The sequence below is a fragment of the Collinsella sp. AM12-1 genome (assembly GCF_003472325.1).
GTDB lineage: Bacteria > Actinomycetota > Coriobacteriia > Coriobacteriales > Coriobacteriaceae > Collinsella.
Genome location: NZ_QRLS01000007.1, coordinates 107,438 through 114,550, shown reverse-complemented (window position 1 = coordinate 114,550; position 7,113 = coordinate 107,438). Strand labels below are relative to the sequence as shown.

The window sequence follows — 7,113 nt, the reverse complement described above, 5'->3', positions numbered from 1 at the left end:
GGCCTTGACGACGAGTTCCGCGTCATCGTGTCTCCGTGGATCCTCTCCTCGCTGATCACCGATCGCCTTGCCGCTTACTACGAGACGGTCACCAAGCACAACCTCAACTACCGTCGTTACTATCACCAGTTCGACTACTAATCGGTGACAAATAAGCTACTGATCAAGAAGCACCCTGCCCGGGCGCATGCGTCCGGGCATTTTTATGCCGAAATTCGCAAGAAAGGGGAATCGAATGAGGCAGTTTATCGTGGCGTCCCATGCTCATTTTGCGTCTGGAATCGTCGAGAGCATCGGCCTGCTCTCCGGCGAGCGCGAAAACGTCCATGCGCTGTCTATGTATGTCGACGGAAACGAGGACCTGGTCAAGGAGGCTACGGCGGTTCTTGACGGGTTCGCTGCGGACGACGAAGTTGTCGTGTGCACTGACCTCTTTGGCGGCAGCGTCAACAACGAGTTCACCAAGATAGTCCAGACGCGCCCCAACACGCACCTGGTGACCAATATGAACCTGCCACTCCTTATTCAGCTGCTGTTCGTACCCGACTCCACCCCGATCGATGAGGCCATTCGCCAGATCGTCGAGGCGGACGACACCAAGGTCAAGTACGTCAACGACCTGCTGGGGCAGGCCGAACTCGATGAGTTTTAATCGTTAGGAGCACATCATGATTCAGATGATTCGTGTAGATTATCGACTGCTGCACGGCCAGGTTGCCGTTAGTTGGACCTCGGCTCTGGGTGCCGACTGCATCCTGTTGGTGAGCGATACGGTTCTCAATGACAAGCTTCGTCTGCAGGCCCTGTCCCTTGCAAAGCCGGAGGGCTGCAAGGTCGTCGTCAAAAACACCGAGGATGCCGTCAAGGCGCTCCAGAGCGGTGTGACCGATAAGTACAAGCTCTTCGTGGTTTGCGAGACGATCCAGCAGGCCGGTGCCGTCGCCAAGGCGATGGGCGTCAAGAAGATCAACCTCGGCAATGTTGCCTTTAGCGAGGACGCCCGCCAGGTCTCGACCAGCGTATTTCTCACGCCCGAAAACGAGGCATACGTCAAAGAGCTGCTCGGCGAGGGCTACGAGCTGTTCATTCAGATGATTCCGGCAGATGCGAAGACTGACGCCGCGAAGGTCATCGGTTAGGGGCCATCATGGTTATCAAGACAATCCTGATTTTCCTTATTGCCCTTTTGGGTTATTCCGAGTGGCTGACGGGCACGAGCTACCTCCAGCGCCCGATCGTGCTCGGACCTCTGGTTGGCCTTGTCATGGGCGACATGGTGACCGGCACGATCATGGGCGCCACGATGGAGCTTGCCATGGTCGGCGCCATCTCGGTCGGTGCGTATAACCCGCCCGATACGATTTCCGGCACTATCCTGGGCGTATCGCTTGCCATGCAGGCCGGTGCGGACGCTTCGGCGGCCCTGACCCTGGGTATCCCCATCGCAACGATCGTCCTGGCGCTCGATACGGCCCTGGGCCAGCCGGTCATGCTGCTGCTGGTGCACCGTATCGACAAAAACGTCGAGGACGGGGACACCAAGGCCATCACGCGCAACATGCTTATCGCGGGTTATGCGCAGAGCTGGTGCGGTCTGCTGATCATTCCCCTGGCATTCTTCTTTGGCGCCGATGCCGTCGCCAGCCTGCTCAACATCATCCCCGATTTCGTACAGACCGGCATGGATGTCGCCGCCGCCTTCTTGCCCGCACTCGGCTTTGCGATGCTGGCGCAGATGATTATGAACAAAACGGTGGCTCCGTTCTTCTTCGCCGGCTTCTTCCTCGTCGCCTACTTTGGCATTAGCACGACGGGCGTGGCGATCTTTGCCGCGATCATCGTCGTCGCGATGACGGTTTTGGGCGAGAAGAAAAAGGCGGAGCAGCCCGCAGTGGCAACCGAGGATCCTGCGATTGGGAGTGGGTTCGATGAGTTTTAAGTTTGAGTCTTCCTACGACGGGTTGATTACCCGCGCAGATCTTAAGAAGCTGTTCTGGCGCTCGATTCCCTATGAGCACTCCTGGAACTACGAGCGTATGGGCCATATCGGCTTTATGTGGGCCCTTATGCCGATCCTGCGCAAGCTGTATCCGCAGGATGCAGACTTTAAGGCCGCACTCAAGCGCCATATGGAGCTCTATAACGTCACGCCGTACATCTCGACGCTCCCCATGTCCATTGCTGCCGCAATGGAAGAGGTCAACGCTACTGACGATAGCTTTGACACGAGCGCGATCTCTAATGTCAAGCTTGCTTTGATGGGACCGCTGTCCGGCGTGGGCGATGCCTTCTACTGGGGCACGCTGCGAGTTTTGGCAACGGGTGTCGGCACGTCGCTGGCGCTGCAGGGCTCTATTCTTGGCCCGATTTTGTTCCTGCTCGTGTTCAACGTCCCTCACTACATCATTCGTTACCTGCTGACGTTTGTGGGATATCGCTTTGGCTCGGACATGATCAGCAAGGTCCAGGAATCGGGCATTATGGACACGATCGTCAAGATGGCCTCTATCATGGGCGCCATGGTGATCGGTGCTATGACCATGGAGATGGTCACCGTGGACATTCCGCTCATGGTCGGCGCGGGCGATGGCGCTCAGACGCTGGCCGAGCTGCTCAACGGAATCTTCCCGGGCTTTGTCACGATGGGGCTGTTTGGAATCGTCTATCTCATGCTCAAGAAGAAGATGAATCCGCTGCTCATTATGCTCGTGATCCTACTCGTGAGCATCGCCGGCGCGTTCTTTGGAGTGCTTGGTGTTCAGTAGGGCATCCGTCATAATTAAAACAATGTAAGAGGGGGCGTCGCGCACATTGTGCTGCGGCGCCCTTTTGCCGAAAGGTGGACAAGATGGAGTATCCGCAGCTTGCCGTCATGAATATCAGCCATCGTTATTTTGACCTTGAGGAATTCTTTTCCTCGGCTGCGGCCTCGGGCTACACGTGTTGCGAGCTTTGGACCGGGGCGATGCATCTGTATGTCGATTGCCATGGATACGATTCGATCGAGCAGGTGCGGGAGCTGTCACAGCGGTATGGAGTTCGGATTGTGGGGCTTTGTCCCGAACAGAACAACCCCAAGCCGTGGAATATCGCGGCGCGCGGGAATGAAGCGCGTACCCGCACGCTCGCGTACTTTAAGAACGTTGTGGATATCGCGGCGGAACTTGGAGCCGAGCAGGTCATGGTCTCGAGTGGCTGGGCATTTTTAAACGAGCCGATCGAGGACGCGTGGGGTCGCAGTGCCTCGATGCTGCGTGCGATTGCCGAGCATGCGGGAGAACGCGGCGTGCGACTGGTGCTCGAGGCCCTACAACCGGTTGAGTCGATAATCGTGAACTCGGCGGCCGACACGAAGCGCATGATTGAGGCAGTTGACCATCCGGCACTTAAGGCGTGTCTGGATATGGGCGCCATGGCGGTGGCGGGGGATACCATCGACGATTATTTCGATCTGCTTGGCGATGATGTCGCCCACGTGCATTTTGTCGATGTTGCGGCAGATGGCACGACGCATCTTGCCTGGGGTGACGGCGACCGCGATATGCGCGCCGACCTGGATAGGCTGGTGGCGCGCGGCTATCGCGGAGTTGTTTCGGCCGAGACCTATGACGGGCGCTATTTTGCCGACCCCGCAGCTGCCGATGCGCAGGTAATGGCAGAGTATCGTCGTGCGATTGGCGCCTAGGTGGGGTCGGGTTGCGGCAACCTACCCTATGTTTCCAGATGAATACGGTGTGAGCGGCTGCGACGGATTTTCCCCGCAAGCACTCTAGTATGCTAAAGTACCCAGAAGACCGGCGGAGCTATGCCGGTCTTCTGCTCTATATGAAACACAGCATGAGGAGGCTCACCAGATGACGGCCACACCGTGGGGATTCCGGGACATATTGCCCGAGGAGGCTCAGGCGCGCGAGGAGATTGCGCTGACGGTGAAGGGCTGCTTCAGGGAGCATCATTACCTTCCGGTCGAGACGCCGCTGCTCGAGGACAAGGGTTCGCTCGAGGAAGGCGGCCGCATTGCGGACACGCCGTTTAAGCTCTTTGATGACGACGGTCGCCTGCTGGTGGTCCGTCCCGACAACACATTGCCGATCGTGCGCTTGGTCTCGACCCGCATGCGCGCGGCCGACCTGCCGCTGCGCCTTCGCTACGAGGCGCCGGTGGTTCGTGAGTGCCAGCGCAATGCCGGCGGCTCGCGCCAGTTTACACAGCTGGGTTTTGAGCTTATCGGTGCGGGCGACACCGCGGGCGATGTCGAGATTGTCTCGCTCGTGGCCGAGGCGGTGCGCAAGCTGGCGCTGCCCGATGCGCGCATTATCGCAGGTAGCGTGCGTCCGTTTAAGGAGCTGCTCGCGGCGTGCGAGGATCGCGAGCTGGCTGCCGAGGCCCTGCGCTGCGTGCACGCCAACGACTTTGTGGGCCTCGATGCCCGCGTGGCGGCAAGCGACGAGTCCGATGCCGTCAAGGTTGCCATTAGCGAGCTGCCGCGCTTGCACGGCGGCGCCGAGGTACTCGACTGCGTCGATGTGCTTCTGGCGGCGGCGGGCATCGTCGCGCCGCTCACGCGCGAGCTGCGCGCCCTGGTCGAGGACCTGGCTCCCGAGGACGCCCAGGTGCTGTCCTTCGACTTCTCCATCATGAACTCGTTTGATTACTACACGGGTCTGGTCTTTAAGGCCTATGCCGGCGGCCTGCCTGACCCGGTCGGTTCGGGCGGCCGCTACGACTCCATCTTTACCGGCGCATTTGGCGACGGCATCGAGGTGCCGGCGGCGGGTTTCGCCTTTTCGCTCGAGCGTCTGGAGGCCGCGCGCACCTCGGCCGAGGACGCCGCCCCCGATGGCGACCACGCCGTGGGCCGTGGCGCCGAGGGCCCGCTACGCATCGCCGTGCCCAAGGGCTCGCTCAAGGCCGATACGCTCGACGTGCTCGAGGCCGCGGGCTTAGACGTCTCTGAGTTGCGCGACCCCGGCCGTCACCTGATCGTGCGCGGCCGCGACACGCGTGCCGGTAAGGGCGCGGTCGGCGATATCGAGTTTGTCATCGTGCGTCCCAGCGATGCGCCCGCCTTTGTGGGCTGCGGCGGTGCCGATTGCGGCATCTGCGGTTGGGACTCGCTTATCGAGGCAGACCTCAACCTGCTGCAGTTGGTCGATCTGGGTTACGGCCTGTGCACTTTCATTGAGGCGGAGCCCGCGTGGCGCGCCGGCCAGGCCGAGCGCAACTATGCCCGTCGCGGGTCGCTTCGCGTGGCCACCAAGTATCCGCGCATCGCGAGCGCCTGGTATGCCGAGCGCGGCGTGAACGCCGATATCGTCTCGCTGCACGGTAACATTGAGCTGGGTCCCATCGTCGGCATGACCGATCGCATCGTGGATATTACCGCCACGGGCGCCACGCTGCGCGATAACGACCTCGTTATTACTGGTCGCATTATGGACTGCACGGCCCGCTTCTTTGTCAATCCGGGTGCCGCACGTCTGGATCCGCGCGTACGCAATCTGGCAGATCGCTTGGCGGCAGCCGTGAAGGACAAGCATTTTGAGCCCGTTGCGGGCTCGGCACAATAGCGCGAGCACGCACGGGCGCCCCAACGTCCGGGCGGCGGGCCGACTGACGCCGCCGCCCGGTCTCTCGTTTTTCGAACAAAAACCTCGACCGATAGGGGATACCGATATGAAGACTATCAAGCTTGCTCCCGGTGAGCGCCTCGTTACCAACCAGCTCAACCGCAAGGGCGTGCTGCCGCAAAACATCGTCGACGCCGCCCGCGATATCGTGGCCAACGTGCGCGCCAACGGCGATGCCGCGGTGCGCGATTACTGTCAGCGCTTTGATGGTGTTGAGCTGCAGAGTTTTCGTCTGCCGCAAGAGCAGATCGATGCTGCGCTCGAGGGCCTCGATCCTGCCTTTGTCGCCGCGTTGGAGAAAGCCGCACGCCAGATCCGTGAGTTCCACCAGCGCGAGGTCGAGCAGAGCTGGTTTACCACGCGCCCGGACGGCACGATGCTCGGCGTTAAGGTGACCCCGCTTGCCGCTGCCGGCATCTACGTGCCGGGCGGTCGTGCGCAGTATCCCTCTACCGTGCTCATGAACGCCATTCCCGCTAAGGTGGCCGGCGTCAAGCGCGTGGTCATGGTGACCCCGCCGCAAAAAGATGGCCTGATCAGCCCCTACACGCTCGCCGCGGCCAAGCTTGGCGGCGTGGACGAGATCTATATGGTGGGCGGCGCCCAGGCCGTGGCCGCGCTGGCGTACGGCACCGAGACCATTCCGCGCGTCGACAAGATCACCGGCCCGGGCAACGCCTTTGTCGCCGCGGCCAAGCAGATTGTCTCGGGCGACGTGGGCATCGACATGGTCGCCGGCCCCTCCGAGGTCTGCGTGCTGGCCGACGCCACGGCCAAGCCTATGGTGGTCGCGGCCGACCTGATGGCTCAGGCCGAGCACGATCCGCTGGCCGCCTGCTACCTGGTGACTTGCGACGAGCAGTTTGCACGCGAGGTCGAGGCGGGCATCGATATTCTAGTGGCGCAGTCGCCGCGCGCCGAGATCACGCGCGCCTCGCTCGATAACGAGGGCACTATCGTAGTGGCCGCCGACATGGCCGCTGCCGTCGAGGCCGTGAACACCGTGGCGCCCGAGCACCTTGAGCTGCACTGCAAGGACGCGATGGGCCTGCTCGGCGGCATTCGCAACGCCGGCGCCATCTTTGTGGGCGCCTGGAGCTCCGAGCCGCTCGGCGATTACGTCGCCGGCCCCAACCACACGCTGCCGACCGGCGGCACCGCCATGTTCTCTAACCCGCTTTCGGTCGAAGAGTTCGTCAAGCGCTCGAGCGTCATTTGCTATACGCCCGAGGGCCTGCTCTCCGATGCCCCCGCTACGCAGCGTTTAGCCGAGGCCGAGGGGCTGTGGGCACACGCGCTTTCGGCCGCCCTACGTCGTCGCGTGCTGGAGCAGGGCGAGGATGCCGTGAGTGCCGAGTCGCTGGCCGCGGCCGACCTGACCAAGGTCGCCTGGCCGGGAGACGCCGTGGCGACAGTAGCCGAGGGCGTGGACCTGGCGGCTGCAGGCGCGGATGGCGCTGGCGCGACCGGCGGGGAGGCCTAA

General features: G+C 61.8%; 7 protein-coding genes. All 7 read left to right on the top strand.

Annotated features, from left to right (window positions below):
* Positions 1-235: 235 nt before the first annotated feature.
* The 7 genes from DW136_RS05275 (at position 236) to hisD (ending at position 7,113) form a co-directional block, all read left to right on the top strand.
* Positions 236-652 (top strand): PTS sugar transporter subunit IIA, encoded by a 417-nt coding sequence (locus DW136_RS05275; protein WP_118289234.1) that lies wholly within the window; start codon positions 236-238, stop codon positions 650-652.
* 16 nt (positions 653-668) lie between these two features.
* Positions 669-1,139, top strand: coding sequence for a PTS sugar transporter subunit IIB (locus DW136_RS05270; protein WP_099432278.1), 471 nt, complete (start codon positions 669-671; stop codon positions 1,137-1,139).
* Positions 1,140-1,147: 8 nt separating this feature from the next.
* Complete coding sequence (locus DW136_RS05265; protein ID WP_117640903.1) at positions 1,148-1,939, top strand: PTS sugar transporter subunit IIC; 792 nt, start codon at positions 1,148-1,150, stop codon at positions 1,937-1,939.
* Positions 1,929-2,765 carry a PTS system mannose/fructose/sorbose family transporter subunit IID gene (locus DW136_RS05260; protein ID WP_118289233.1) on the top strand — a complete coding sequence of 279 codons (837 nt, stop codon included), beginning with the start codon at positions 1,929-1,931 and terminating at the stop codon, positions 2,763-2,765. The genes DW136_RS05265 and DW136_RS05260 overlap by 11 nt, the downstream gene beginning before the upstream one ends.
* Before the next feature lie 83 nt (positions 2,766-2,848).
* A complete protein-coding gene (locus DW136_RS05255; protein ID WP_117862625.1) occupies positions 2,849-3,685 on the top strand; it encodes a sugar phosphate isomerase/epimerase in 837 nt (278 codons plus the stop codon).
* A gap of 169 nt (positions 3,686-3,854) precedes the next feature.
* Positions 3,855-5,570 (top strand): ATP phosphoribosyltransferase, encoded by a 1,716-nt coding sequence (hisG, locus tag DW136_RS05250; protein ID WP_118289232.1) that lies wholly within the window; start codon positions 3,855-3,857, stop codon positions 5,568-5,570.
* 106 nt (positions 5,571-5,676) lie between these two features.
* On the top strand, positions 5,677-7,113 hold the full coding sequence (hisD, locus tag DW136_RS05245; protein WP_099432273.1) for a histidinol dehydrogenase: 1,437 nt from the start codon (positions 5,677-5,679) through the stop codon (positions 7,111-7,113).